This window comes from Lysobacter sp. OAE881 (assembly GCF_040546665.1).
GTDB classification, from domain to species: domain Bacteria; phylum Pseudomonadota; class Gammaproteobacteria; order Xanthomonadales; family Xanthomonadaceae; genus Lysobacter_J; species Lysobacter_J soli.
The window spans coordinates 2,272,738-2,298,796 of sequence record NZ_JBEPOG010000001.1; the positions used below are offsets into that span (position 1 = coordinate 2,272,738).

The 26,059-nt window shown below is 67.4% G+C and carries 13 protein-coding genes; 9 read left to right on the forward strand and 4 right to left on the reverse strand.

All coding sequences use genetic code 11. The features are described from left to right. The first annotated feature begins 39 nt into the window (after positions 1-39). The 3 genes from ABIE51_RS10510 to ABIE51_RS10520 all read left to right on the forward strand — a co-directional run bounded on the left by ABIE51_RS10510 (position 40) and on the right by ABIE51_RS10520 (position 8,339). Complete coding sequence (locus ABIE51_RS10510; protein ID WP_192630680.1) at positions 40-6,159, forward strand: autotransporter outer membrane beta-barrel domain-containing protein; 6,120 nt, start codon at positions 40-42, stop codon at positions 6,157-6,159. Between the two features lie 103 nt (positions 6,160-6,262). After that, on the forward strand, positions 6,263-6,982 hold the full coding sequence (locus ABIE51_RS10515) for an IclR family transcriptional regulator (RefSeq protein ID WP_192630681.1): 720 nt from the start codon (positions 6,263-6,265) through the stop codon (positions 6,980-6,982). Positions 6,983-7,055: 73 nt separating this feature from the next. Beyond that, positions 7,056-8,339, forward strand: a complete 1,284-nt coding sequence (locus tag ABIE51_RS10520) for an MFS transporter (RefSeq protein ID WP_192630682.1) — start codon at positions 7,056-7,058, stop codon at positions 8,337-8,339. 1 nt (position 8,340) lies between these two features. Here the strand turns inward: ABIE51_RS10520 and ABIE51_RS10525 are convergent, their stop codons facing one another. Together ABIE51_RS10525 and ABIE51_RS10530 are read right to left on the reverse strand one after the other, a co-directional pair. Next, a complete protein-coding gene (locus tag ABIE51_RS10525; RefSeq protein WP_192630683.1) occupies positions 8,341-9,516 on the reverse strand; it encodes a mandelate racemase/muconate lactonizing enzyme family protein in 1,176 nt (391 codons plus the stop codon). Further along, on the reverse strand, positions 9,513-10,436 hold the full coding sequence (locus tag ABIE51_RS10530) for a dihydrodipicolinate synthase family protein (protein WP_192630684.1): 924 nt from the start codon (positions 10,434-10,436) through the stop codon (positions 9,513-9,515). Before ABIE51_RS10530 ends, ABIE51_RS10525 begins: the two co-directional genes overlap by 4 nt. Positions 10,437-10,752: 316 nt before the next feature. Between ABIE51_RS10530 and ABIE51_RS10535 the strand changes: the two genes are divergently transcribed. The 4 genes from ABIE51_RS10535 to ABIE51_RS10550 are packed head-to-tail and all read left to right on the forward strand — an operon-like array spanning position 10,753 to position 16,589. Then, positions 10,753-13,428 carry a TonB-dependent receptor gene (locus tag ABIE51_RS10535; protein WP_192630685.1) on the forward strand — a complete coding sequence of 892 codons (2,676 nt, stop codon included), beginning with the start codon at positions 10,753-10,755 and terminating at the stop codon, positions 13,426-13,428. 25 nt (positions 13,429-13,453) lie between these two features. Continuing rightward, on the forward strand, positions 13,454-14,194 hold the full coding sequence (locus ABIE51_RS10540; RefSeq protein WP_354504019.1) for an SDR family NAD(P)-dependent oxidoreductase: 741 nt from the start codon (positions 13,454-13,456) through the stop codon (positions 14,192-14,194). After that, positions 14,191-15,120 carry a 2-dehydro-3-deoxygalactonokinase gene (locus ABIE51_RS10545; RefSeq protein ID WP_192630686.1) on the forward strand — a complete coding sequence of 310 codons (930 nt, stop codon included), beginning with the start codon at positions 14,191-14,193 and terminating at the stop codon, positions 15,118-15,120. The genes ABIE51_RS10540 and ABIE51_RS10545 overlap by 4 nt, the downstream gene beginning before the upstream one ends. Continuing rightward, positions 15,120-16,589, forward strand: coding sequence for a 2-dehydro-3-deoxy-6-phosphogalactonate aldolase (locus ABIE51_RS10550; RefSeq protein WP_192630687.1), 1,470 nt, complete (start codon positions 15,120-15,122; stop codon positions 16,587-16,589). The genes ABIE51_RS10545 and ABIE51_RS10550 overlap by 1 nt, the downstream gene beginning before the upstream one ends. A 327-nt stretch (positions 16,590-16,916) precedes the next feature. On the opposite strand, the gene ABIE51_RS10555 is transcribed toward ABIE51_RS10550, so the two are convergent. Continuing rightward, positions 16,917-17,486: a TetR/AcrR family transcriptional regulator gene (locus tag ABIE51_RS10555; RefSeq protein WP_192630688.1), complete on the reverse strand. Its 570-nt coding sequence runs from the start codon at positions 17,484-17,486 to the stop codon at positions 16,917-16,919. A gap of 173 nt (positions 17,487-17,659) precedes the next feature. Here ABIE51_RS10555 and ABIE51_RS10560 point away from each other — a divergent pair, with 173 nt between their 5' ends. Both ABIE51_RS10560 and ABIE51_RS10565 read left to right on the forward strand, forming a co-directional pair. Continuing rightward, complete coding sequence (locus tag ABIE51_RS10560) at positions 17,660-18,880, forward strand: alpha/beta hydrolase family protein (RefSeq protein ID WP_192630689.1); 1,221 nt, start codon at positions 17,660-17,662, stop codon at positions 18,878-18,880. Between the two features lie 27 nt (positions 18,881-18,907). Further along, on the forward strand, positions 18,908-25,141 hold the full coding sequence (locus tag ABIE51_RS10565; RefSeq protein ID WP_192630690.1) for a hypothetical protein: 6,234 nt from the start codon (positions 18,908-18,910) through the stop codon (positions 25,139-25,141). Positions 25,142-25,366: 225 nt separating this feature from the next. On the opposite strand, the gene ABIE51_RS10570 is transcribed toward ABIE51_RS10565, so the two are convergent. Next, the gene (locus ABIE51_RS10570; protein WP_192631675.1) at positions 25,367-25,699 is read right to left on the reverse strand and encodes a DMT family transporter; all 333 of its coding nucleotides are present in this window, start codon (positions 25,697-25,699) and stop codon (positions 25,367-25,369) included. Positions 25,700-26,059: the final 360 nt, after the last annotated feature.

Sequence of the window (26,059 nt, forward strand, 5' to 3'; positions counted from 1 at the left end):
ACTAACTTCACGACTCCTTCCTCGTGGCGAGTTTGTGCAATGAACACGTCTTACCCGAAGCGCTCCGGCGCGAATGCGCTCTTTCACCGCCGTCCGCTCAATCGGGCGATGCCGCTCTCGTCGGCGATCGCCACCGCGCTCGTTCTTGCCGGAGCCGTCGGCACCGCGTATGCACAGGACAGCGGCGCCAGCTGCAACATGATTGGCCCCGCGTGCGATCTTTCGACGCCGGTCGTAAACGGCAACGACGGCCCCGGCGCCGACTACCACGACAACGGGCATCCAGGGACCACCGGTAATCCGGGCGGGGACATCACCGCCGACCTGGAGGATGCGCGGACGCTGCAGAACACGGGCACCGTTTCGCCCATCAACGTGGTGACGATCGGCGGCAAAGGTGGCAACGGCAGCAACGCCGATCCTGCCGGCGACATCATCATCAACCTCGGCGGTGGGTGGGGTGCGGCAGGGCAGGACGGCGGCAACATCGATCTCACGGTCGGCTCGGCACTGTCCGGGCAGGCGAATTACGTGGCGAGCCAGGGCGCGCAGCAGACCAGCGGCATGACGCTGATTTCGCTTGGGGGTGCGGGTGGCGATGGTGGCATCGCGAGCTTCAACTCCGGCGAGGACTACAACGGCCGGCCGGGCAAGGGCGGGGACGGCGGCACGGTGACGGCGACCATCAACGGCACCTGGACGTCAGAAGCGGGCACCGGTTTGTTCGTGACGTCCAATGGCGGCGCGGGCGGCGGCGGCAGCTCCAGCGACGACGCGAAGGAGGCGGACAAATCGCCGCAGGGCGTGGACGCGTGCGGCGGCAATCCCAACGACCTCACGTGTACCGCCGGTAACGGCAACACGGTCAACGTCACCGTCAACGGCACCGTCTCGGGAGAGAACTACGGCGCATTCATTGCCTCCATCGGTGGCGATGGCGGCACCGGCGGCGCATCCGACGACTGCTGCGATCGCACCGGTGGTGCAGGCGGCAATGCCGGCATGGGCGGCAATGTGAGCGCGACGCTCGGCAGCAGCGGCATCGCGGTGGCCTCGAACAACGGCGCGGCGTTCTACGTCGCCTCACTCGGCGGCGTCGGCGGTACCGGTGGCGTAAGCAACAGCGCCGGCAAAGGCGGCAACGGCGGTGCGGCCGGCACGGTCAACGTCGAGGTGGACGGCAACGTCAACACGTCCGGCACCGCCAACACCTACGGCGTGCTCGCGCAATCGCTCGGGGGCGTGGGCGGCAACGGTGGTCATTCCGGCGCCTGGTTCAACCCGATCAGCGGCTCGGGCAACAACGGCGGCGCGGCCAACACCGTCTCGGTCACCGGTACGGGTGCGCACATCACCACGCAGAGCCTGAGCGGCGCCGGCGACAACTCGTCGGGCGTGCTCGCTCAGTCGATCGGCGGCGGCGGCGGCGTCGGTCCGGATTCCAACGGCTGGTTCGCGGTCGGCGGCGATGGTGGCAATGCGTCCAATGGCGACACCGCCAGCATCAGCCTGACCGACACCAGCGTCGCCACGTTCGGCTTCAACTCGGCGGCGGTAGCCGCGCAATCGATCGGCGGCGGTGGCGGCAAGGGCGGCGATGCCTGCAATTCCAGCAACGACATGTGCAACGGCGCGATCGTCAACATGACCGTGGGCGGCACCGGCGGCGCAGGCGGCAGCGCTTCGGATGCGAACGCCGCGATGCTCGGCAAGAGTTATGTCGCCACCATCAACAAACACTCACCCGCACTTCAGATGCAGAGCATCGGCGGCGGTGGCGGCGACGGCGGCAGCGCCTACGGCAAGGTCAGCTCGCTGTTCTATGGCGCGGCGATCAGCGTTGGTGGCAGCGGCGGTGCCGGCGGCAATGGCGGCACAGTGAATGCCGCGCGTACCGAGAACAACGGCCCGGCCAGCCAGCTGCTTACCTTCGACAGCGACAGCTACGGCATGCTCGGGCAGTCCATCGGCGGCGGTGGCGGCAATGGCGGCGCGGCGATCGCCAAGTCCGTGGTGAAGGGCGGTGACGATTACCCGAGCCAGTCGCTCGCGATGGCCACCGGCGGCTCCGGCGGCGTGGCGGGCTCGGGCAACAACGTGTACCTGCAGAGCTCGGGCCTCATCGCGACCATCGGCGGTGGCTCGTCGGGTATCGTGGCCCAGTCGATCGGTGGCGGTGGCGGCAACGCTGGCGATGCCTCGGCGACTGCAAGCGCGAGCGCGAGCGACATGAGCCTGGCCGTCTCGCTCGCCTTCGGCGGCACCGGCGGCGCAGCGGGTAACGGCGGCAATGCCGAAGCGATGAATCACGGGCTGGTCGTGACCACGGGCGAGTCGGCATCAGGAATGCTGGTGCAGTCGATCGGCGGCGGCGGCGGCAACGGCGGCGCCGGCGATGCGAAATCTGAAAGCAGCGCCAGCGTGAACCAGGGCGACGACTCGGCGACGAACACGCCGGAAGGCAAGAGCGTCGCGTTCTCGCTCGGCAGCTCCGGTTCCGGCGGCGCCGGTGGATCGGGCGCCAATGCCACGGCCACCAACACCGGCGCGATCATCACCGTGGGCGATGCGGCACACGGGATCATGGCGCAGACCATCGGCGGTGGCGGCGGCAATGCCGGCGGCGCGGCGGCCTCGACCAAGGGCGACATCGCCATCGCGCCGCAGATCGGCGGCTCGGGAGGCGCCGGTGGCGACACCTGGTACACCGGGCAGGTGAACGTGACCAACCAGGGCACGATCGCCACGTTCGGTGCCGATGCGAACGCGATCATCGCCCAGTCGATCGGCGGCGGTGGCGGCAGTGGGGGCAAGGCCGCCACGACGCTCGCTGATGCGAAGTCGAACAAGGATGGCTCGAACGGCTCCAGTTCCTCCGTGCAGTCGACGCTCACCGCGATCGAGCAGAACTACGCCAGCAAGGGCGGCGACGCGATCGGCGACTACAACTACATGGGCGGTGCCATTTCGACCATCAACAGCCTGCTGGGCAACACGTCCTCGCTGAGTGCGCTGGCTGACGATGACACTACCGGCGACGACCTGGACGATGTGGCCGAAAGCGGCGGCCAGAGCGACGACGACAACCAGGCCAAGTCGATCAGCCTCAACGTGGCCATCGGCGGAAAGGGTGGCAACGGCGGAGCGGGCGGCTACATCACCGTCAACAACAGCGGCGACCTCGGCACTGTCGGCAAGATGTCCGACGCCATCGTCGCCCAATCGGTGGGCGGTGGCGGCGGCAAGGGCGGTGCGGCGTCCACCGCGACAAGTGCGGACTACTCCGGCTCGCTGGCGATCGGCGGCAGTGGCGGTGGTGGCGGTAACGGCGGCGAGCCAACCGTCACCAACTCCGGCGCGGTCTACACGATGGGCCCGCTGGCGGCCGGCATCGTCGCGCAATCCGTCGGCGGCGGTGGCGGCATCGGCGGCGCGTCGGTCACGACGGTCGGTTCGTCAAGCAGCGGCGTGAGCAATGAACCGGGCGGCAGCGATGAGAGTCTCCCGCTCAGCGTGTCGCTGGGCGGCAACGGCGGCAGCGGCGGCATCGCCGAAGCGGCGATCGTCGAGAGTTCCGGCGCGATCGAAACCCGCGGCCACGACTCGATCGGCATCATCGCGCAGTCGATTGCCGGCGGCGGCGGCATCGTCAAGACGCTCGCCACCAACCTGGACAACGCCGGCGGTTCGGCCACGGCGAGCAGCAGCAAGGACTACGCGATGCAGTTCAAGTTCGGCGGCGCGAACGGCGCGGCCGGCAACAGCGGCGCGGCGCATGTATCGACCACCGCGCCAATCACCACCCGTGGTGCCAACAGTTTCGGAATCCTCGCCCAGTCGATTGGCGGCGGCGGTGGTCTCGCGCTGGGCGGCAAGCCCAATGGCAGCACCGCGGCCGACTTCTTCGGCAGCGGCAGCAAGTCGGGCTCGGTGACCGGCAGCGGCAACCCCAACGACGACGGGGTGGTGAACGTCAACGTCGGCAGCGCGATCACGACCAGCGGGCAGGGCGCGATGGGCGTGGTCGCCCAATCCATCGGCGGTGGTGGTGGCATCGCCGGCGACACCGGCTGGACGCAGCAGTTCGTCGGCATGAGTGGCGCCACGCAACTGCACGGCAGCGGCGGAGCGGTGGACGTCACCGTCGCCAACGGCGGCTCCGTCGCGACCACGGCCAACAACACCCCGGCGATCTGGGCGCAGTCGATCGGCGGCGGCGGCGGTCGCATCACGAACAAGAATGGCGCTTTCATCGGCACGGCGGGCGGGTCGGGGCAGGGTGGTGCAGTCGATGTCCAGATCGACGGCAGCGTTCTGGCAACGGGCAATTCCTCGATTGGCGTCTTTGCGCAAAGCAATGGCGATGGTAGTTCCAACGCACCGATCAACGTCACCGTAGGCAGTACCGGCAAGGTCCAGGTCGGGACATCGTCGGCGCCGGTCAACAACAGCGCCGGCGCTTCGGCATCGGCCGAGATCTACATCGACCACGGCGGCACCGGCGCCGACGACTCCAAGGGCAATCCCGTCTTCAATACGGTGACCAACAACGGCTGGGTGTACGGCTACTCCGAGCCCAACAACGCGATTGCGGTCTACAGCACCGGTGGGGTCACGCACGTGTTCAACAACGCAGGCGCCACCATGGGTGGCGACATCCTGCTGACCAACGGCGGCGGCAGCGGTTGCTTCAGCAACAGCGGCACCTTCAATTCGGGCAACGCGGTCACGGTGGGTACATGCGGCGTCAGCAATGCCGGGACGATCGACATCCAGGGCGCGAAGACCGGTACCACCACGATCAGCGGCAACTACAGCGGCGACGGCAAACTGGTGTTCGATGCCGATTATTCGCACGGCACGGGCGACCGCCTCGTCGTGAACGGGACGGCGAATGTCGCAGGTGCCGTCGAAGTGCGCCCGGCCACGTTGCGCAAGCAGACGCTGCCGCTGATGACCGCGACCGGCGGCCTCACCGTGGACCCGCAACTGGCCGCGGCGAACGACAAGCTGCTGTTCACCACGCGCCTGGACCACGACGCGAACACGCTGTACGCCACGCCGGAAGCGCATTTCAGCGACCAGGCAGCCGGACTGGGCACCACCAGCCGCACCGTCGCCGATCATCTCCAGCACCGGTTCGACCGTGGCGACGCGATGGATGAGGGCTACAACGCCTTCGCGAAGGTCGGGTCCGCCGGCGCGTACGAAACTGCGCTGGAAAGCCTCAGCGGTCGTGCGCTCGGCAGCATCGGGGCATTCCGCTTCCAGAGCAGCCGCGACTTCGTCAGCAACCTGCAACAAGGCTGCGATGCCGATTCCGACCAGGCCAACTGCGCGTGGGGTCGCGTGCAGGCCGGCAGCGCCAGCCAGAAGGAGACGGACGACGCATTGGGCTACAACGCAGACACGCAGACCATCGAGGCCGGCCTGCAGCGCGAACTTCGCGACGGCCTGACGCTGGGCGGCGCAATCGGCTATGAGCACAGCGAGTTCCGCGATGCCGGCCACATGGGCAGCGTGGACGGCGACGGCGTGATCGGCGGCGTCGGCCTTCGTTACGACCGCGGTCCGCTGGAAGTATCGGGCGTGATCGACGGCGGTTACGGCAGCTACGACAGCCAGCGTACCGTTGCGGTCGGCGATCACGTCGACCAGGCGAAAGCCAGCCCGGACGTCTGGAACGCAGGCGTGCACCTGCAGGCCAGCTACGCGTACGGCTTTGGCAACAGCTACCTCAAGCCGTTCGCCGAACTGCGCGGCATCGAAGTTCATGGCAACGGTTACACCGAGCAGGGCGCCTCACCGTTCAACCTCGCCGTGCAGTCGCAAAGCCAGTTCTCGGCCGGTGGCGGACTTGGCGCGGAATGGGGCACCACGCACGCGCTCACCAGTGGCGCGAAACTGGGCTTCTACGTCAACGGCGCGGTGGAAGCAGGCGAAGGCAACGACTGGACCACGCGCGCGCATTTCGCCGACGAAACCGCCGACGACAGCTTCACCGTGCACACGAACGTGCCGAGCACCTACGGTCGTGTCGGCCTGGGCATGAACATGTACAACTGGAAGAACGTCGACCTGAGCGTGAACTACTCGACCGAGTTCGGCGGTGGCTACCACGCCAATGCCGGCATCGCCAGGCTGGCCTGGCACTTCTGAGCGCATGTGCGTTCAACGGAACGGGGGCCGGCAATGCCGGCCCCGACAGGAGCGGCGTGCTCGCCCCTAGCGGACGTGTTGCTATCGCAGTTACGCTGGCGCCATGCGCGCCAAGCCCAATGCCCAGCCAAACCAGAGCCTGATCGATGGCATCGCCACCCTGCAGGCGCTCGCGTCTGCGCCCGAGCCGATTGGATGCCGCGAACTGGCCCGCCAACTCGACGCCAACCCGACGCGCGTCAATCGCCTGCTCAAGACGCTGGCCTACCTCGGGATCGCGCGACAGACTGCCGACCGCAAGTACACGGCAGGGCCGGGCATGCATGTGCTGGCTGCGCAGAGCCTGTTCGCGTCCGGCCTGATCCGCCGTGCGCTGCCCGTGCTCGAAGACCTTCGCCGCTTCGGCCACACCGTCGCGATGGGCGTGCTGTGGAACGACAGCGTCAGCTATCTCTTCCACGCGCCGCCGGGACTGGAAGCCGCGAAAGGCCTGGGCCGCATCGGCCTGCTGCCGGCGACCACCTCCGGCATCGGCATCGTGCTGCTGTCGCAGATGTCCGACGAGGAAGTGCGCGAGCTGTACGAAGGCGTCGAGATCCCGATGTTCCCGGCGGGCGTGGAATCGCTGCTGGCGACGCTCGCGCAGACGCGCGAGCAGGGCTATGCGCGAGTGCACGTCGCCGACGATCGCGATCACCACATCGTCGCCATCGCGATGGGCGATCCGGTGCATGCGGGCATCGCGATGTCGGGCTGGATTCCCGATGCGGCCACATCCGAACTCGTGGCGGCGCTGCGCCAGGCGGCCATCGAGATCGGCTGACGTATCCGGCCACTCCTCCGTTGACGTGTTGCTACATTAGCAATATTGTCCGGACATGAGGGGAGGGCACGGCATGGCGGACGGCGTTGGCGCAGGGCCGGGGAAGGCCCGCTGGGTGTTGCTGGGATTGCTGTTCGTCTCGACGGTCATCAACTACCTCGACCGGCAGGCGCTTTCGATCCTGGCCACCACGATCCAGGTCGACCTGAAGATGAGCGATCTGGAATACGCGCACGTCGTGCAGCTGTTCCTGCTCGCCTACACCGTCGCGTACCTGCTCGCCGGCCGCATCACGGACTGGCTCGGCGCGCGCGTATCGCTGGCGTTGTTCGTGGGCTGGTGGTCGATCGCCAACATCGTTACCGGACTGGTGCGCACGCCGGGCGAACTGGGCGCCGCACGCTTCGCTCTTGGGCTCGGCGAACCGGGCAACTACACCGTCGGCGCGAAAGTCGTGTCGGAACAGTTTCCGCCGCAGGAACGCGGGCTGGCGTACGGCATCTACACGGCCGGCGCGATGGTCGGTGCGACGCTCGCGCCACCGCTGATCGGCGGCATCGCGCTGGTCTACGGCTGGCGCGCGGCGTTCTGGCTCACCGGCGCGGTCGGCCTGGTGTGGATCGTCGGCTGGTGGTTCGCTTATCCGCGCGATGCGAAGGGCGCCGCGCCGGTTGTCGCGCAGCCAGCTTCCATCGAAACCGAACCGCGTCGCGAAGGCGCGCTCTGGCGCGATCTGCTCCGCGACCGTTCGCTGTGGCTGCTCGTCGCCTCGCGCGCAGTAGCCGATCCGGTCTGGTACTTCTACCTGTTCTGGTTTCCCAAATACCTCAACGACGAGCGCGGCATGACGCTGGCCGCCGTGGCATCGATGGCGTGGGTGGTGTATCTCGCCGCCGACTTCGGCAGCGTGGGCGGCGGCGCGATTTCCAGCGCGCTGGTCAGGCGCGGCATGGCGCCGGCGCGCAGCCGCATCGTGGCGATGACGGGTGCGGCGATGCTCGCGCCCGTCGGCCTGGTCATCGCGTTCCATCCGCCGCTGCCGGTGCTGTTCGGCATCGCATCGCTCGTGGCGTTCGCGCACCTGGTGTTCCAGATCAACATCAGCACCTTGATCGTGGACCTCTACCCGAGCCGCGTCGTGGCCACCGTGTTCGGACTGATCGGCGCCGGCAGCGCGTTCGGCGGCATGCTGTCGGCGGAGGTCGTCGGCCGGCTCGTGCAGGGCCACAACTTCGATCGCACCTTCGTGCTGATGGCGATGCTGCATCCGATCGCGCTGGGACTCGGATGGCTGGCGTTCCGCTGGGCCGGCCGGTCGCGGCTGATCGCGCAGGACGCGCAGCCGCAACCGACCTGACTCAGCCGACGAACTCGGCGTATTCCCAGAAGCGCTCATTGGGCGCGGCGCCCAGGCCCGCGCCGGTCGGCAGGACGTACTGGTTGTCCGCGTAGGCCATGTCCGTGTCGAGCATCCGCACCGACCGGCCGAAGATCGAGTGCTGCCATTCGTGCCGCCACACCTCGTCGATCACCGACGACGCATGCAGGCTGGCCGCGAGGAACAGGCCCACCCCGATCGTCGCGTGCGGCGCCACCACCACACCGCGCGCGTTGGCCATGCGTGCGATACGCAGGAACTGCGTGATGCCGGTGTGGCCCATCTCCGGCTGGATGTAGGCGATCGCGTCGCGATCCAGGCGCAGCCGGGCTTCGTATTCGGTGTGCCATTCCTCGCCGGCCGCCAGCGGGATCGCGCTTCCCCGCGCGAGTTCCGCAAGGCCCGACACGTCTTCCGGCTTCAGTGGCGCCTCGATGAACTGCAGATGCAGCGGCGCGAGCTGGCGCGCGATATCCAGCGCCTGCGCCACATCGAACTTCCAGTGCAGGTCGACCATCAGCGCTGCGTCGGGGCCGAGCGCTTCACGCAGCGCAGTGGCTTCCTCGACGATGCCGTCGAAGCTGACGACGGTGTGGATCTTGAACGCATCGTGTCCTTCGGCCTGCAGCTTGCGGGCCATCGCCACGCGTTCGTCGAGCGAGCCCGCAGGAAGCCCGGACAGATAACCGGGAATGCGTTCGCGCCTGCGATCGCCCAGCAACTGCCATAACGGCACGCCACGGCCTTTCGCGCGCAGGTCCCACAGCGCGATGTCGAGCGCGGCGATCGCGTCGACGTTGAAGCCGCCGAAGCAGCCGCGCACACGCATCAGTCCGTACAGGTCGTCCCAGATGCGCTCGACGTCCTCCGGGTCGCGGCCGATGAGCTCCGGTGCCAGCAGGTCGTTGATGATCTCGCACACCGCACGCGGGGCGCAGATGCCGTAGGTCTCGCCCCAGCCGACGGTGCCGTCGTCGGCGGTGACGCGCACGACGACGGAGCGGTCGACGGTCGGATAGATCGTGCCGTTGCCCTTGCGTACCACGTAACCTCGCGAGTTGACGCGCTCGCCGGGGCCAAGCGGCCCCAGGTACGGCGTGTCGCGCGGCACGGTGAAGATGAAGGTTTCGACGTTGGCGACTCGCATGGCGCTCATCTGCGCACGCCGCCGGGCACGCTGTCCAGCGGCAGCAGGTCGACGATGCGGGCGAGCAGGGCATCGAGCTCGCGCTGGTCATGTTCGTCGAGCGCCGGCCCCGGCGCGCGCACGAAATCGCTGCCGATCAGGCCGCGACGCAGCAGCACCGCCTTGGTCAGTCGCCAGCGGAACACCGCCTGCATGCTCAGCAGCGGCAGCGTGCGTTCGAACAGCTCCCGCGCGCCATCGATGTCGCCGCGCGCGTAGCGATCAAGCATCGCCACGTGCACCTCGGTCACTTCGCACGCGGGCATCGTGCCGACGGCGCCGCGCGCGAGTTCGTCGATGACGTAGCGCGCGCCGGCACCGCCGAACACCGCGTCCACGTGCGATGCCGCACGTTCCATCAGCGCGGTGATGCGATGTCCCGAGGGCTGCGTTTCTTCCTTCACGTAACGGATGCCCGCGCAGCGTTGCGCGAGCCACGTCACCTGTTCGACGCCCAGGCCCACGCCCATCGGCGCGGGCGCGTTCTGCAACATGATCGGCAGGCCGCTGGCTTCATGCAGGCGATCGAAGAAGGCCACCATCGCCTCGGGATCCTGCGCGTGGCGATGCGGCGTGAGGACCATCGCCGCAACCGCGCCTGCATTTGCGCCGGCCTGCGCGAACCGCACGGCGAGCGCTTCGTCCGGACTGCTCGCGCCGACGATGAAAGGCACGCGGCCGGCTATCCACTCGCCGAGCTTGCCCGTCATGGCCACACGCTCCTCGGCGTCGAGCAGGTCGTACTCGCTCGCCAGGCCGGGAAAGACGATGCCCGCGGCGCCGGCGGCGAGGATGTACTCGAGCACGTTGCGCGTGCCGTCGAAGTCCAGCGAGCCATCGGCCCGGAAGATGCTGGGCAGGATCGGAAAGACGCCTGTAAGAGCGGCCATGGTGCGGTGTGTCCCCCGGTAGTCAGTTGATGTGTTGCTTATAAAGCACCCTCATGAGGGCGCTGTATGGCGACGCTGGAGCGCGCATGTCGCGGTGCAGCAATGAAATCGCGTTGCTCATGACGCTTGCGCCGGAAAATATATTGCTATATTAGTTACACAATGCCAAGCGAAACGCTGGGCAGCCGCATCGCAAACAAGGGCAGTGGAGGGGCGCCCGTTCCGGGCGATACCGATCCCGTTGGCGCAACGCCGGCGAGGACAGGACACCGGACGACGTCGGCCGCGGCTCAAACCTCGGGGGAGGGCCCGTGTAATGCGCATCATCCGTCGTACCGTTCTGTCTACCGTGCTGGCCCAGGCGCTGCTCGCGTCGCTGTCGGCAAACGCCCAGACGCCACCACCGCCGGCAGCTCCGGCCGAACCCGCCGCACCACAAGGTGAGGCGCGCACGCTCGACCAGGTCACCGTCGTCGGCATCCGCGGAAGCCTGGAAGCCTCGCGCGACGTCAAGCGCGATTCGCCGCAGATCGTCGATGCCATCGTCGCCGACGACATCGGCAAGCTGCCCGACACCAACGTCGCCGAATCGCTTTCGCGCGTCGCCGGCGTGCAGCTCGAACGCGGCATGGGCGAGGGCAGCGACGTGCTCGTGCGCGGCCTGCGCGAGAACGTCATCCTCTACAACGGCCGGCAAATCGTCGATGCGACCGGACGCGGCGGCAACGGCCTGGACCAGCTTGCGACGTCCACGTACGGCCTGCTGTCGCTGGTGCCGTCGGAACTGATCTCGCGCCTGGCCGTCACCAAGCTCGCCGGCAGCGACCAGATCGCCGGCGCGCTCGGCGGCATCATCGACATCGAAACGCGCAAGCCGCTCGCCGGCGATGCCAGCACCAACGTGCTGAGCGTCGCGGCCACCTACGACGAAATGAGCGAGTCCACCGGCGCGCAGGCCTTCACGCTCCTGTCGGGCCGCAATGCGGACAGCAACTTCGGCGGCCTGATCTCGGCCACCTACAGCTCGCGCGATGTGCAGCAACAGGGGCTGGACACTTTCTCCGGCTACAGTCGCTTCACCGATTCCACCGGCCGCACGCGTTTCGGCAACGCCGACATGCGCGCGCAGGACATCGACGACGAACGCGACAAGGTCGGTGTCAGTGGCGTGCTGCAGTGGCGTCCGTCCGACGGCGTGGAAATCACCGCCGACACGTTCTATTCGCGCCAGAAGGCCGATCGCGACCGCTACTGGATCGCCTTCAATCCCACCGCGGGACTGAGCAACGCCGAGTATTCCGACCATGACATCCTGCTGCGCGGCCGCTCGACCAGTCCGGTGCTGCTGAATACCGAAGTGGCGAACATCGAGTCCGACGTGTGGTCCTCCGCGCTGAAGGCCAGCTTCCGCGTCGGCAACCACCTGGGCGGTTCGGTCGAGACCGACTACGGCAAGTCCACCGCTTACTACAACCAGAACTACATGCGCCTGCAGCCGGTCGCCGGCGTCAACTCGGTTGTCGATTTCGACTTCACCAACGGCGATTTCGGCAGCTTCAACGTTGGCGGCATCGACCTGACCAACCCCGCACAGCTGCGCATGTCGATCCTGTTCGACAACTACTACCGCGCCGAAACCGACACCACCGCGTTGCGCACCGACTGGACGTGGGACTTCGACGACAGCGCGTTCCGCTCGATCGACTTCGGCGCGCGCTACAGCGAGCTGTCGAGCGAACAGAATCCGCTGCGCGCCGACATCCGCCCGGCCGGCGGCATTCCCGCCACGCAGCTGGGAGAATTCCTGCGCGTGCACAGCAACAACGATTTCATGCGCGGCGAGTTCGCCGGCCTGCCGCGCAGCTTCCTGGGTTCGTACCGCAGCGTGTTCACCGGCTGCGAGGCGTTCACCGCGTTCCCGTCGATCTCGCAGAACGCGCAATGCCTGGACGGCGCGAACAACACGCTGGCCTACGCCGGCACGTTCGACATCGACGAGGATTTCACCGAGGCCTACGCGAAGGTCAACTGGGACACTGAAGTCGGCGGCCGCCCGCTGAGCGGCAACATCGGCCTGCGTTACGTCGGGCGTGACCTGGATTCGCGCGGCAACCTCATCGCCGCCAACGGTTCGGCGCAGCCGGCGACCTACACGCGCAGCGACGACGACATCCTGCCGTCGGGCATCGTGCGCCTGGACATCACCGACGACGTGGTGCTTCGCGGCGGTGCGGCACGCGTGGTCGCCTTCCCGAATACGGAAGACCTGAACAACGGTGTTTCGCTCAACAACAACGCGGTCTTCGACGCGAACGGCACGCAGATCTCGCCCGGCACCGGCAGCGGTGGTGCGCCGGGACTGGATCCGTTCAAGGCCGACCAGTTCGACCTCTCGCTGGAGTGGTACTACAGCGATCAGGGTTTGCTGTCGGCGGGCCTGTTCTACAAGGACGTGAAGACCTTCATCGTCCAGCGCCAGAGCGCGGAAACCTACGGTGGCGTCAACTTCCTGATCAACCGCAAGGTCAACGGCGACAGCGCCACCGTGCAGGGCGCCGAGCTGCTGGCGCAGGTGCCGTTCGAAGGCGCGCTCGACGGCTTCGGCGTCGTGGCGACCTACACGTACATCGATTCGGAAACGCCGATCGTCGACGTCACCGGGCAGTCGTTGCCGTTCCCGGGGCTGTCGAAGAACAACGTCAACCTGATCGGCTACTTCGAGCGCGGCCCCTTCAGCGTGCGCCTGGCCTACAACTGGCGCGACGAATACCTGGTCGGCCTGTCAGCCGCGGCGACCGGCATCTGGAACGACAGCTACAAGGACCTGTCGGCCACCATGGGCTACGATTTCAACGAGAACCTCTCGCTGAAGTTCGAGGCCAACAACCTGCTCGACAGCCAGCAGCGCACGTACGACGGCTTCGAGGAAGGGCTGCGTACGAACGTGCTGTTCGGCCGCAACTACAAGGCCACGCTGATCTGGCGCTTCTGAGGCCGGCAAGGGAAACGATTCGCGCATGAACATGGCGGAACTGGAAGGGCGAACCGCGCTGGTCACCGGCGCGGCAAGTGGTATCGGCGCGGCGGTCGCGCGGCGCCTGCGTCAGGCGGGAGCGCGCGTGGCGGCGCTGGATCTGCGCGAGGTCGAAGGCGTCGATGCCTCGGCCGCGGCCGACCTGCGTTCGGCGGGCGATACCGCGGCGGCGTTGCAATCGTTGTCCGAAGCGGTGGGCGGATTCGACATCGCGGTGCACTGCGCCGCCGTGTGTCCGCCGGGATCGGTGATGGACTCGGACGAATCGCAATTCGTCGACACCTACGCCGTCAACGTACTCGGCGCGCTCCGTGTGATCCGCCATTGCATGCCGTCGATGCGGCAACGCGGTGGCGGTTCCATCGTGTTGCTGTCGTCGATCAATGCGCGATTCGCCACGCCGACGCTCGCGGCGTATGCGTCCTCCAAGGCGGCGCTGGAGGAACTGGCGCGTTCGGCGGCACTGGAACTGGCCGGGTCGAACATCCGCGTTAACGCGATCGCGCCCGCGTCGATCGACACGCCGATGCTTCGCGCGTCGTTCGAACGTGCCCCCAACGCCGAGGCAGCGCGTGCGCAGAACATCGAACGGCATCCGCTCGGCCGGCTCGGTACGGCGGAGGACGTCGCGGAACTTGCGCTCTTCCTGGCCTCGCCGCGCAGCAGCTGGATCACCGGCGGCGTGTTCCCCATCGATGGCGGGGCAGGGGTCACGCGTCGATGAAGCAAAGCACGAACGACGGCGACACCATCGTCGGCATCAACTGGGGCAGTTCGAACTTCCGCGCGTTCCACATCCGTGTCGACGGCAATCTGCTGGATTCGATCGAGCAACCGTCGGGCATCGCCTCGCTCACGCGCGACCAGATGGTCGCGCTGGTGGCGGAAGTCGCAACGCGCTGGCCGGAGGCGCAACGCATTTATGCGTGCGGCATGGTCGGTTCGAACATCGGCTGGTCCGATGCGGGCTACGTGATGTGCCCGGTCGCGCCCGACGGGCTCGCCGGCGCCTTGCACGACGTGCGCATCGGCGAGGTCGCGGTACGCATCGTGCCAGGCCTGGCCTGTCGGCGTAGCGCCGACGGCGCACCGGACATCATGCGCGGCGAGGAAATCGAACTGTTCGGTCTGCTCGCATCGAACCGGCTTCCAGCCAGCGGTGTGGTGGCGCTGCCGGGCACGCACACCAAGTGGGTGCGGATGGAACAGGGGCGCGTCGCCGAATTCATGACGGCGATGTCCGGCGAGGTCTTCGATCGCCTCACCGCCGCGGGATTGCTGGCGTCGATCGTCGACGGGCCCGCTGCTGCCGGCGAAGCATTCCGGGATGGCGTGCGCAACGGTTACGGCGGCGCGCTCGGACTGGGCACGCTGCTGTTCGGCGCACGGGCGAAGGTGATACGCGGCGAACTGGCGCGCGTGGACGGCGCATCGTACCTGCGCGGTCTGTTGGTCGGCGCCGAGATCGCCGATGCCATCGCGCTGTTTCCCGAAGCCGCGCACGCCACGGTGCCGCTGGTCGGTTCCGGTCCGGTCTGCGCGTTGTACGCGGAAGCGCTTGCGATCGTCGGACTCGCAGGGCAGGGCATGGATGCGCGCGGCGCATCGGTCGACGGTTTTCATGCCCTGCACGCGAAGGCGCTGGCGTGATGGGCTCACTCGACGAAACCTTCGATGTTCTGAAAGCGCGGCTGCACGAGATGCCGGCCATCGCGATCCTGCGCGGGTTGCCGACCAATGACGCCGTCGATGTCGTGCAGGCGTTGTTCGAGGCTGGCATCCGAGTGGCGGAAGTGCCGCTCAACTCGCCCGATCCGTTCGATACCATCGCATTGCTGGTGCGCACGTTCGGCGATCGCATGTCGATTGGCGCGGGCACCGTGCTGACGGTTGCCGACGTGGAGCGGCTCGCCGCCATCGGCTGTCGGGTGTGCGTGTCCCCGAACACGAACGTCGACGTGATCCGCGCGAGCGTTCGCCACGCCATGGTGCCGTTGCCCGGCTTCGCGACGCCGAGTGAGGCGTTCGCGGCGATCGACGCGGGCGCCCGGATGCTCAAGGCGTTTCCCTCCGGCGATGCGGAACGCCTGTTGCCGGCGTTACGTGCGGTGCTGCCCAAGGATGTGCAAGTTGTCGCAGTGGGCGGCGTCACTCCGATGGCGGCGCCGTCCTTGTTCGCGGCGGGCGCGGATGCATTCGGCATCGGTTCGGATCTCTACAAGCCCGGTCGGTCCGCACAGGACGTCGGCGCACGCGCACGCGAATGGGTGGCGGCGATCGCGCGCGGGCGTCGCGCGGTCGCGCGGCTCTCGTGCAACCCGGAAGCAACGATCGGCGAATCGCCCGTCGTGGCCGACGACGGCGAAGTGCTGTGGGTCGACCCGACCGTGCCGCGCCTGCTGCGGTGGGATGGTCGAGAATGTCGATCGATCGCGTTGCGCGAGCCGGTGTGGTCGCTTGCTCGTGTGCCCGACGGCTCGATCGTCGGCAACGGCGAAACGCACTTGGTCCGCTTCGCGCGCGACATGGCGACGCTGAAAGACGGCGAGGAAGTAGACGTCGGCGCGGGTTGTCGCCTCAACGACATGACGGTCGATTCGCGCGGTGGAATCTGGGCCGGAACGATGCATCGCGGCGTGCTGGGCGGCCGCGGTGCGCTGTTCCATGCACCCGCGTGGGACGCGCCGGTTCGTCGCGTCGCCGAAGGGCTCGGCGCGGCGAACGGCATGGCGTTCTCGCGCGACGAACGCACGCTGTTCGTCATCGACACTCTCGCGCGCACGCTGCTGGCGTATCCCGCCGACGTGGCCGCGGGAACGCTCGGCGAACCGACGATCGTCACCGATTTCCTCGGCCTGCCGGGCAAGCCCGACGGGCTTGCGATCGACGCGCACGGGCGAGTGTGGGTGGCGATGTGGGGCGGCGGCTGCATCGTCCGGCTGGCCGACAACGGGGCCTGCGTCGAAACGATTCCAGTCCCCGCGCCGCACGTGGGCAGCCTGTGCTTCGATGAGGCGGGAACGTGCTTCGTCACAACGGCGCGCGCCCGCCTGTCGCCGCATGCCCTTGTGGCGCACCCGGGCGCCGGCGGCCTGTTCACCATCGAAGCCCTGGGCTGACGATCCCCTTGTCAGCCGGAGTCCTGTCGGAGCTACGCGATCGGCCTGGGTTCTTTCGACGAAGACTTCATCAGAGCAGGTGCGAACGCGTTCGTGATCGACGACGCCGCGCACATCGAAGTCACATGGCAGAGCGGCACGAGCGTAGATACATTCATTGCAGCTTGCGAATGGCAGCTGCGCGGCGCGGCCCAAACGGCCGTCGTTCGACACAGTGGCACTTTGGCGAGTTCCAACGGGCCTGTCACGTCACGCTGCCCGGCGCCCTCAGCAACTACTGGCGAATGACCGATCCTGACGAAAGCGGACAAATTCCTGAGGCCGCGCTCATGCTGCGTCATCAGGGAATGGCCTTTCCGAGTCCGTTCGAATCCGGGCTAGGAATCCGAGCACAAGAGACACGACGGCCTCTTCCAGTTCTTCACGTGGTGGGGGCGCTTCGGCCTGCGAATAGCTCCTCATCACGCCGCCGAACGCGTACGTGAGGACGAATGCCTCCGCGGCGGTCATCGCGCGCGGAGCATTCGCAGCGGCGTCAGAAGGTGGTGCCGTGAGTATCTCCATGAGCCGTGTGTACATGCCCGACAGGTGATGCCCTGGAGGACGGCTCATCGCGTGCTGGATAAGCAGGCGGTGTACGCGACTGCGACCGCCGTACGAGGCGAGTGCAGCGCGAACGGCGTGTCGGGTTCGCTCTTCGGCCGATGCTGCAGCCGCGTTTTCCAGCGGCGCAAGGATGCGCTCCGACATGTTCCCCAACTCTTGCGCGACCACCGCGTCGAGGAGCGCTTCCTTGCTGTCGAAATATTGGTAGAGCGTGCCGATGCTGACGCCCGCCCTGGCGGCGACCGCATTGGTCGAAAGGCTCCGCAGATCCCCTTCGTCGAGCAGCTGCATCGCTGCTTCCAACATGAGCGCTACCTTCTCCTGCGCTCGTCCCTGGACTGGCTTGCGACGCTTAAGTGATTGAGATGACTCGCTTTTATTGGTCATGAACGGTGGCCCTCAACGCGAGTATGCCAATATGAGTGACGCTCATATTCTTTCCGCACCTTCCTCGGAAAGCAAACATGAGCACCGCGCAGAACCACCTCGCAAACTCGACCGCAGCCCGTCCTGACCAGCGGATGGCGCGCAAATTTCGTTTCAACGACACCGACATGGATCTGTTCTTCATGTCGGCGGTAAGTCTCGGACCCACGGGCGGACTCGATGTCGGCCAGGCCGATTACATCGCCTCGCAGATCGTCGATGGCGACGCCGACAGCTGGGTCGACGCTTTCGCCGCCTACGGTGAACACCAGGACGCGCAGGCCGATGCGTGGTCGCAGCGTGGCTGGCGCCGTGCCGCGGGCGAGGCGCGCATGAAGGCGTTCGCCAGCTTCCGTTCCGCGTGGCAGTTCGCACAGGCCGGCGGCGCGCGCTTCCGCGATCTCTACGCGCGCCATCGTGCTGCGTTCGCGAAGGCTTGCGATGAGCTGCGCCTGCCGACGTCGTTGTTCGACGTCCCGTTCGACGGGAAGACGCTGCCGGGGCTGTTCGTGCGCAATGCGAATCCCGACGCACCGGTGGTGCTGGTGATCGGCGGCGCGGACACGTGCCGCGAGGATCTGTTCCTCTCGCTCGGCCGCGGCATCTGGGATCGCGGCTATTCGGTCGCCATGGTCGACCTGCCGGGGCAGGGCATCACCCCGGCCGATGGCATGCGCTGGGAGATCGAACCCGAGCGCCCCATCGCCGCCGTCGTCGACACGCTCGTCGAACGCTTCGGCGCACAACCCGGTCGCATCGCGCTGCTGGGCCTGAGCTTCGGTGGTTACTTCGTCACGCGTGCGGCGCAGTTCGACGGCCGCTTCGCCACGGTGATTGCCAGCACGCCGTTTCCACGCCCGATCGAATTGCTCGAGCGCAGCGTGCACGCGCATGCCGGAAGCGACGCACGCATCACTCCGAGCAGCGCCGCGCTACGCAGCCGGATGATGATGGCGTGGAAAGCCGGCGCGACGTCCGCCGACGACATGCTCGAACGCTGGCGCGATGCAAAGGCCGATGCATCGCGCGTGACGGTGCCGTTCCTGAGCGTGATCGGCGCCGGCGATTCGGCGATCTTCAATCGCCAGGCATTCGACTGGCACGAGCAGATCGCCTCCACGCGCAAGGCGTGCGTGGTGCTCGACGCGGCCACCGGCGCCGACAGCCACTGCCAGGTCAACGCACGCGTGCGCCTGGTGCAGGAAGCCTGCGGCTGGATGGACGACATCTTCGAAACGACCCCTCTTTCCGGCGCGTAACGCGCGCCACTACCCGGACTCTCCCCCATGAAAACCTCTTCGTCGCGGGCCTCGCGCCTGCAAGCCACGCCTGCGCCTCATGCATTGAGCCGCGCCCTCTCGATCGCGCTGATCGCCACCGCCGCCAGTGCATTGCCCGCGGTTGCCTTGGCGCAATCGATTCCTGGCAACAATGGCTCTCCGGTGATCTACAGCAACACGGGCAACACGCCGCCCGACCAGACGCAGGTCGGCCAGCCCGGCGCCGACGGCGGCGAGGGCGAGACCTACACCGTCGATGCGCAGGCCGGCCAGTACATCCGCACGAGCTTGTATCCGGTCTTCTACGGCGTGAGCAGCACCGGCGGCAACGGTGGCGCGGGTGGCATGTCGAACGCGAACTTCAGCGAGGACGGTCCGCTAGGCGGCAGCGGCGGACAGGGTGGCGATATCACCTTCACGATGGACATGCCGGAAACCAGCGGCACGGCATCGCTGCTGGAGAACTACGCGGCCAACGGCAACGTCGTGTCGCTGTCCAGCCAGGGCGGCGATGCGGGCCGCGGCCAGGACAGCGGGAACACCGGCAACGGCGGCGTTGGCGGCACGGGCGGCGACGGCGGCAAGGTGAGCTACGTCATGCCCATGAATCCGCTCCAGGACCAGACGCTGACCTACATGGAAGCGACCGGGTCGGCGGTCAATCTGTATTCCGGCGGCGGACGCGGTGGCGACAGCGGCCAGGGCCAGTCCGACGGCACCACGGAGGTCACTGGCCGCAAGGGCGGCGCGGGCGGCGACGGCGGCGAGATCGACGCTTACTCCAGCGCCAACGTCCTCGGTTACAACGGGGGCTCGGGCATCGTCGCGGTGAGCAAGGGCGGCGATGGCGGCACGGGGGGCGAAGCGACCGCCTACAACTCCAAGGCCACCGGCGCCGACGGCGGCGACGCCGGCATCGGCGGCGACATCAACATCTTCGTCAACGGCGGCACGATCGCCGCGCAGGGGCCCGGGAAGGCAGGCACGGGACCGCAGCAGAACTTCGACAGCACCGGCGACACGACGGTGCCGCTGGATACGTCCGTGACCGCCGGGGCGATCCTCGCCACCAGCCAGGGCGGTGTGGGCGGCGCCGCGGGCACGGTCACCGGCGGTGGCGTGAAAGTGGGCAACGGCGCCAAGGGCGGGATTGGCGGCGACGTCGCCATCAGCCTGCAGGGCATCGCACAACCCAACGCGAACAACGACAACACGCTGATCACCACGACCGGATACAACACGTTCGGTGCGATGGCGCTGTCGGCGGGCGGCAACGGCGGCAACAGCAATTCCGGCAACGGCGTGTACTTCACGCGGGGCGGCAAGGGCGGCAGCGGCGGCGACGGCGGCAGCGCACAGATCCAGCTCTCCAACGACACCACCACGCCCTACGCCAAGGTGCCCACCTCCGGCGACGATTCCGACGCGCTCGTGGCGATGAGCGTCGGCGGTGGCGGTGGGTATTCGGGCGACCTCAACGACAGCAGCGCCGGGCAGGGCGGCATCTTCTCCGTCACCATCGGCGGCGAAGGCGGCAACGGCGGCGACGGCAACAACGCCTATATCGGAAATGGTTACTACGATCCGCCGCCGGTCGACGGTGGCGCGCGTGCGTTCCATCCCGGCGACGTCATTACCACCAGCGGCACGTATTCGCGGGGAATGGTCGCGCAGAGCGTCGGCGGTGGCGGTGGACGCGGCGGCGATGCGATCAACACTGCGCTCGGTTCGGCCGTGACGGTCGGCGGCGCCGGCGGCAGTGGTGGCGAAGGCGGCCTCGCGCAGGCGGTAAATTTCGGCCTGATCGACACCAGCGGCCAGCACTCGACCGGAATCTTCTCGCAGAGCGTCGGCGGCGGTGGCGGTTCGGGCGGTGGCGCGATGTCACGCGCGATCGGCGCGCAGGTGAGCGTGGCGATCGCCGTCGGCGGCAACGGCGGCGCCGGTGGCGACGCGACCGAAGCCGACGCCTACAACCTTGGCCAGTCGCAGACCAGCGGCGACAACGCGCATGCGCTGATGGCGCAGGCCGTCGGCGGCGGTGGCGGCATCGGCGGCACCGCAGCGGCGGAGAACTACAACTCCAGCGTGCCCGACACGCCAAGCCTGTCGTTCACCACCACCGTCGGTGGCAACGGCGGCGTGGGCGGCAACGGCGGCACGATCGAGGCGATGAACGCCGGGCTGCTGCAGACGCAGGGCCAGGATGCTTACGGTGTCTTCGCGCAGAGCGTGGGCGGCGGTGGCGGCGCGGGCGGCGACGCATCGAGCACGTCGATGGCGTACCAGCAGGCGAAAGTCGACGTGACCACCGCCATCGGCGGCGCGGGCAAGGCCGGTGGCGATGGTGGCGAAGTGAACGTCTGGAACAGCGGCCTGATCACCACCGACAAGGCCAAGAGCATCGGCGTGTTCGCGCAGAGCGTGGGCGGCGGTGGTGGCACCGGCGGGGTCGGCACCACCGACGCGGGCGGCCTGTGGTCGGCAGGCGACTACAGCACGCAGCTGTCGGTCGCGGTCGGCGGAAAAGGTGGAGCAGGCGGGAACGGCGGCGACGTGACGGTCGAGAACTTCATCACCGCCGACGGCAGCGATCCGAATCCCTTCTCCGATCCCGGGGTGCTGTCCAACCGTGACGTCGCCGGCAATGGCGGCATCCTGACGCAGGGCGACCTGGCGGCGGGCATCTTCGCGCAGTCGGTCGGCGGCGGTGGCGGCAACGGCGGCGACTCCACCGGGAAGGGCAGCAACGGCCAGCTCAACATCAACGTGGCCGTCGGCGGTACCGGCGGCGCGGGCGGCGATGGCGGGAGCGCGACGGTGCACAACGGCGGCGGTGCTATCGAAACGTACGGCGCGCAGTCGTACGGCGTGTTCGCGCAGAGCGTCGGCGGCGGTGGCGGCACGGGCGGCAACGCGGCGACGGGTTCCGGCGACGATCCAGAATACGCGTACTCGAAGATGGCGCTCACGCTGGCCGCCGACGGCAAGACAAACGACCCCAATGGCTTCACGCAGGTGACCGACAATCTCTGGGACTGGAAGGACAACGTAAAGGGCGCGTGGGACGACAAGAACACGCTGGAAGGCCTCTACCAGTTCACGCAGGAAAACCCGACCAAGCCGATCTACTCCGGCCTTACCGCCGCGAACTTCACGGTCGATGTCGGCGGCGGTTTCGGCGGCGACGGCGGCGCAGCCGGCGATGGCGGCACGGTAACAGTCGATTCGTCCGGCGATATCACCACGCACGGCGCGATGGCGCACGGCATGTTCGGCCAGAGCGTCGGCGGCGGTGGCGGCGTGGGTGGCGCCTCGGCACCGGTGACGGCGAACGACCAGTTGCACGATTCGGTGGTCGAAAGCGTGATCGCCGTGGGCGGCACCGGTGGCAAGGGCGGCAACGGCGGCGACGTCACGTTGACCAACAACACAGGTGGCGACATCGAAACGAGCGGTGACCTCGCCGTCGGCATGTTCGCGCAGTCGGTCGGCGGTGGTGGCGGCGTGGGCGGTGCATCGATGCCGAACGCCGGGCTCGGCAATCCGGTCAACCTGATCTTCGGCTCGCAGTCCACCGACGCGACCAACGCCGTGTCCGGACAGGGCGAAACGGCGACGGTCACGAACGCCGCCACGATCAACACCCTTGGCGACAACGCCATCGGCATGTTTGCGCAGTCGGTGGGGGGCGGCGGTGGTCTGGCGGCGGTGATGGGCCAGAGCCAGGACCAGGATACCGGCCTGTTCAATTCGACGACGCAGTCGCTCGGGCAGGGCGAGGTGAAGCCAACGCTCGGCCAGAACTGGACAGGCAGCAAGAACACCGGCGGCCAGGCGATCGTGAACCTCGACAGCGGCGGCAAGGTGAGCACGAGCGGCGCGAACGCATTCGGCATCCTCGCGCAGTCGGTCGGCGGCGGTGGCGGCCTGGTCGTGGTCGATCCGAACAACCAGGTCACCGTCAACGAGTTCGCGCCCAATCCCGACAACACCGCGCCATCCAACGGCAATCGCGCCGGGGATGTCGATGTCACCACGCAGCAGCAGACGAGCATCACCACCAGCGGCAACGGTGCGGCCGGCATCGTCGCGCAGTCGATCGGCGGTGGCGGCGGAATCGTCAACGGCCTGCAGGGCGTGAACCTGCTCAACGGTTCGGCCCAGGTCTATCAGAACCGCTGGGACATGGGCATGGGCGGCAACGTCACCGTCGACAACAGTGCCGACATCACGACCACCGGTGGCGGCGCATCCGGCATCTTCGCGCAGGCCGCCTCCGGCACCGGCGGCGTGATTGGCCGCACCGACGGCACCGGCACGCTGTTCCGCAGCGGCATGGGCGAGAACATGTACTGCGGCGACAAGACGCCGTGCGGCGGCGCGGTGGCCGTGAACCTCAACGCGGGCACCATCACCGTTTCGGGCCAGAACAGCTGGGGCGTGGCGATGGAGTCGGAGAACGTCAGCTTCCAGACGCAGGAGAACGCGCCGAATATCGACCAGAGCATCGCCACGCTGAACGTCGGCAGCAACGCGCGCGTGCTGGCAACCGGCAATGCAGACGGCGCGGTCCTGCTCAACGCGTCCGGGGGCAATACCGTCGTCAATGCCGGTGTGATCGATGCCCTGGGCAGCTCGGGCCGCATGGCGATCGATTCGGTCGGCAAGTCGTTCCACGTGACCAACCAGACCGGTGGCACCATCGCCGGCAACTTCGGCACCAAATGCAGCGGCGACTGCACGGCATCGGGAGCGATCGGCACGATCGACAACGCCGGCCGCATCGAAGCCGGCGACACGGTCGATCTGGGCGGTGGCGAATTCCGCAACAGCGGCGTGCTGGGCATCGAACGCACCGCGATCGGCACGACCACGCTCACCGGCAACTACAGCGGCACCGGCGCGCTGGAGTTCGATGCCGACTTCTCGCAGGGCAAGGGCGACCGGCTCGTCGTGAACGGCACGGCGGACGTCGCCGGCAGCGTCGAAGTGCGTCCGTCCACGCTGCGCAAGCAGACCCTGCCGCTGATGACGGCCACCGGTGGCCTCACCGTCGAACCGCAGTTAAGGGCAACGAACGAGAAACTTCTGTTTAGCACGCGCCTGGACCACGACGCGAACACGCTCTATGCCACGCCGGAAGCGCATTTCAGCGACCAGGCGGCCGGGCTTGGCGCCACCAGCCGCGCCGTTGCCGATCACCTGCAGCATCGCTTCGACCGCGGCGACGCGATGGACGACGGTTACAACGCCTTTGCGAAGGTGGATTCGGCGGCCGCGTACCAGACCGCGCTCGGCAGCCTCAACGGTCGGGCGCTCGGCAGCATCGGTGCGTTCCGTTTCCAGGGCAGCAGCCGCGACTTCGTGAGCAATCTGGAGCAGGGCTGCGATGCCGATTCCAATCAGGCCGACTGCGCATGGGGTCGCGTGCAGGCCGGCAGCGCGAAGCAGAACGAAACGGCCGACGCACTCGGCTACAACGCCGACACGCAGACGGTAGAAGGCGGTTTCCAGCATGAACTGCACGACGGCCTGACCATCGGCGGCGCCATCGGGTACCAGCACAGCCAGTTCCGCGACGCCGACGGCATGGGCAGCGTTGAAGGCGACGGTGTCGTGGGCGGCGTCGGCCTGCGTTACGACCACGGTCCGCTGGAATTGTCGGGCGTGGTCGACGGCGGTTACGGCAGCTACGACAGCCAGCGCACGATCGTCGTGGGCGATGAAGTCGATCAGGCCAAGGCGAAGCCCGACGTCTGGAATGCCGGCGTTCACCTGCAGGCCAGCTACACGAAGGACTTCGGCAACAGCTACATCAAGCCGTACGCCGAACTGCGCGGCATCGAAGTGCACGGCGACGGATACACCGAACAGGGCAACTCGCCGTTCAACCTCGCGGTGCAGTCGCAGGGCCAGTTCTCTGTTGGCGGCGGGCTGGGCGCCCAGTGGGGCACCACGCATGCGCTTGCCAGCGGTGCGAAGCTGGGCTTTTACGTCGACAGCGCGGTGGAGGCGGGCGATGGCAACGACTGGACAACGCGTGCGCACTTCGCTGACGAACCCGCCGCTGACAGTTTCACCGTGCACACGAACGTGCCGAGCACTTATGGCCGCGTAGGCCTCGGGATGAACCTGTTCAACTGGAAGAACGTCGACCTCAGCGTGAACTATTCAACGGAGTTCGGCGGCGGCTATCACGCGAACGCCGGCATCGCCCGACTGGCTTGGCATTTCTGACGATCGCCGTTCGGAGTCGCCGGGAGTTGGCTCCCGGCGCTTCGGAAACTCACCGCGTTCGTTCGGTACCGCTGCCCGCTCATTGGGTCGATAGCGGTCATCCAGCAGGGTAGCGGAGATTAGGCCTGTTTATCGGGGGTAGGGAGGGAGGAGGGTGGCACTGCCCGACCTTGTGTCGCACCGGCGATGCTAATGTCCGCTTTCGACCCGAAGCGGACATCAGGTTCAGTGTGCGCTGGACTTCGAAAGCAAATTCATCACCAGGACGCCGCTGACGATCAGGGCCATCCCGAGAATTGCCCACGCATCGAGCTTCTGGCCGTAGAGTGCCCAAGCAACAGCGGTGATTAGTACGACGCCGAGCCCCGACCAGACGGCATAAGCGATCCCGACCGGAACCGACTTCAATGTCAGCGACAGGAAGTAGAACGTAACGCCGTAACCGATCACGACTACAACCGACGGAACGAGACGTGTGAAACCCTCGCTGGATTTGAGGGCAGTCGTTGCGACCACTTCCGCAACGATTGCAACCAATAGTGACAGCCAGCTATTCATCACGCACCTCAAGCGAATGACAAGTACGTGGCGATTCTCATGGTTGGCCGGCGCCATGAACAGTCTTGTTGGATCGCTGAATCTGTGAGCAATTCGGCCGCGTGAGAGCCGCCGGCGGCACCTGCGTCCGATCCCTGTCTGCCACGCCGAAGGACCGCTTCTGGCCGAAAGCGGACTTGTATTGGCGACAGGGTTGGCGGTAAGACACGAGCACTGAAACGAAAAGTTCATCTTCCGTCCCTTGTAGGACTAATCCTCACGCTCCCTGCTACAGCAGCGGCGCGGTGGGGCGCAGGGGTGCGGGCACGCAGCAGCTCCGACCATTTACCAGGTGGCCAGGCCTAAAGCATGGTCGTCCGA